Genomic DNA, 2,635 nt, shown 5'->3' with positions numbered 1-2,635 from the left:
CTGTGGGAGATTCTATGGTTTTCAGCAAGCCAATTTCCGGCTTTTGGTGACGTATTCGCCCTGATCTCGCATCAGGGCGAATGCGACGCGAGCGAGCTTGCGAGCCAAGATCACTAGTGCCTGGGTCGTTGCTTTACCGTTGCTCCGATACTGCTCATACACGTCCTTCCAGGTAGTTGACCTACTGGCCGACATCGCTGCGTTATGCAACAAACGACGAATCTCCGAACAGCCTCGCTTTGTAAGGCGGCGGCGTCCATTCTTTTGCCCGGAGTCATTCACTCGCAGGTCCATCCCCAAGAAGGCGATGTAAGCGTCACTGCTTTTGAATTCGCCTCTGATAAACGCCATTACCAGTGCTGACGCTGTGAGAAAACCAATACCTTCCACGGCCTGGCAGCGAATAACCTGTTCAAGCAGCCCTGCCTCTCGCAATACTTCTTTGATCTTCTTTTGTATCAGCAAGTCCAGCCGTTCTATCGACTTGACGAAGGTTTCGAAGGCTGCTTTCAACAGGCCCTCGTTAGCCCAGCTCTGCGTCATTGCAGTACGGGCCGATACCAGCGCAGCCCTGCGCCGCAGAAGGCTCTGCAGCTTGCCGTAGACGGCGGGAGGCGGGGTCCAAGGGCGAAGATCCTCACCCTCGTTTTTCAGAAAACGGGACAGCAACCGCGCATCGGACGGGTCAGTTTTGACTCGGCCGCCAACACTCTTGCGATAGTTACTCAGTTGAAATCCATCAATGACATAAACATCAAAGCCCATGCCGTGGGCTAGCTCGACCAGATCCAAGTGATAGATGTTGGTCGCTTCAACGGCGATAGCCGTGTTCAGTGGCTGCTGCTTGAGCCACTTATTGATTTCAGATTTGGAGTTTTTCAGCTTGATGATCTCATCACGCTCCTCGTGATGGATCACCAATTCAGCTTTTGCAACGTCCGCTCCAATGATCGACTTCACTACCTGCATTGCCATCGGCGGCTCTCCACGTTATGGTTTTTCGGCTTGAAGGGCTTTCACCAAGAGGCGCTGGCTTGCTTCTATCGTCGCTTGCAAACGATGCATTCTTTATCGGCGCTTTGGTGGAAGGGGTGGGGCGATGTCTCCCACGGTCTGTACTGCTCGTAACAGTCAGAATCGGGCATTTAGTCCCACCACCCCTTCAAGTCTAACCATACAAGCGGGCTTGCCCCGGTACAAACCGGAGACATCGTTTACATTTCAAACCGGGGACATGGTTTACAGGCTAAAGCATGATCAGGAGGTACCTGATCATGCCCTGGAACCAAGAGTCCCCCATGGATCAACGAGTCAGATTGATTGGCGAGTGGCTTTCCGGTGATTACACCAAGAGTCAGCTTGCTCGCCGTTACAACGTCAGCCGCCCCACGGTCGACAAATGGATATCGCGATATTCTGCGGGCGGTGCTGAAGCGCTGTCCGATGCTTCACGGCGCCCCGACAACAGCCCTAACAAGACCAGTGACGAGCTGTTGGCCCGCATTGTTGCGATGAAAGAGGCGCACGATAAATGGGGCCCCAAGAAGCTCATGGAACTACTGCGCCTTGAAGACCCATCGATTGATTGGCCGTCTCCGAGCACTGCGGGGCAGTGGCTGGACCGAATGGGCATGGTTCATAAGCGTGGGCCAAAACGGCGATACGGTAAAAGCCCCACAAAGATGAGGGAGGCCAACGAGCCGAACAAGACCTGGTGCATCGACTACAAGGGTCAGTTCAAGATGCTCAACGGTCAGTGGTGCTACCCACTAACGGTTACAGACCATGCTTCGCGCCTCATCTTGGCCTGCAAAGCCCACAAGAACATCATGACGCAGCCGGTCATACAGACGCTTGAGTGGCTATTTCAGGAGCACGGAATGCCAGAGGTCATCCGCTCTGACAACGGCAGCCCATTTGCTTCAGTCGGGCTGGCAAGGATGTCCACAATTGCTGTCTGGTTGATCCGCCTCGGGATTATTCCCGAACGGACCGCACCCGCGCGCCCAGATCAGAATGGCCGTCACGAGCGGATGCATCGCAGCATGAAGCTTGAACTGCCTCTGGGGCACAATCTGATTGATCAGCAATTGCTGCTTGAGCACTTCCGACACGAGTTCAACTATGTCCGCCCCCATGAAGCGTTGGAGATGAAGCGTCCATGTGCCATCCAATCGGCCTTACCCAGGATGCCTGCCTATCGTGGAGTATCCCGCCGAAATGGCTGTCCGCAGTGTCAGGCAAAATGGCTCGATCAAGTGGAAAGGCAAGCTGCTTTTCATCAGCGAGGCCTTGTCGGGCGAGAGGATCGGCTTGAAAGAGGTGGAAGATGATGTTTGGGATGTGTTCCTGTGTAACCATCTCCTGGGAAGGCTTGGACGGGGTGAAAACCGCGTCCAAGCCTCAAATGTGTAAACCATGTCCCCGGTTTACGATGTAAAGGATGTCCCCGGTCGTACACCCGCGAAGAATCCAACACGGTGCATGGCACCGGCTCCGCCGGTGTTCGCGGGTAAACCCGCTCCCACAGGGATCGCGCTGGATTCTAGAAATTGAGCAAGCCAGTTGTTTACCCAGGTACTGCATCAGCCTCAAGCCTGCGGGGGTACCTGTGGGAGCGGGCTTGTCCCGCGAA

2 protein-coding genes are annotated in these 2,635 nt (G+C 54.9%); one reads left to right on the top strand and one right to left on the bottom strand.

Features of this window, described 5'->3' with window-relative positions; all coding sequences use genetic code 11:
• Nucleotides 1-21 precede the first annotated feature (21 nt).
• Complete coding sequence (locus E8E68_RS11735; protein ID WP_280340090.1) at nucleotides 22-975, bottom strand: IS110 family transposase; 954 nt, start codon at nucleotides 973-975, stop codon at nucleotides 22-24.
• A gap of 323 nt (nucleotides 976-1,298) precedes the next feature.
• On the opposite strand from E8E68_RS11735, the gene E8E68_RS11730 reads away from it, so the two are divergent.
• A complete protein-coding gene (locus E8E68_RS11730) occupies nucleotides 1,299-2,333 on the top strand; it encodes a DDE-type integrase/transposase/recombinase (protein ID WP_280341542.1) in 1,035 nt (344 codons plus the stop codon).
• The last annotated feature ends 302 nt before the right edge of the window (nucleotides 2,334-2,635 follow it).

It is taken from the genome of Pseudomonas sp. BN607 (genome assembly GCF_029871175.1).
Classification (GTDB): Bacteria; Pseudomonadota; Gammaproteobacteria; order Pseudomonadales; family Pseudomonadaceae; genus Aquipseudomonas.
The sequence above is the reverse complement of the archived record's forward strand: the minus strand, read 5'-3'. Positions and strand labels throughout refer to the sequence as shown.

Excerpts from the sequence above, each read along its gene's own strand:
- E8E68_RS11730 (WP_280341542.1), top strand. The coding sequence starts at position 1,299 with ATGGATCAACGAGTCAGATTGATTGGCGAGTGGCTTTCCGGTGATTAC.
- E8E68_RS11735 (WP_280340090.1), bottom strand. The coding sequence starts at position 975 with ATGGCAATGCAGGTAGTGAAGTCGATCATTGGAGCGGACGTTGCAAAA.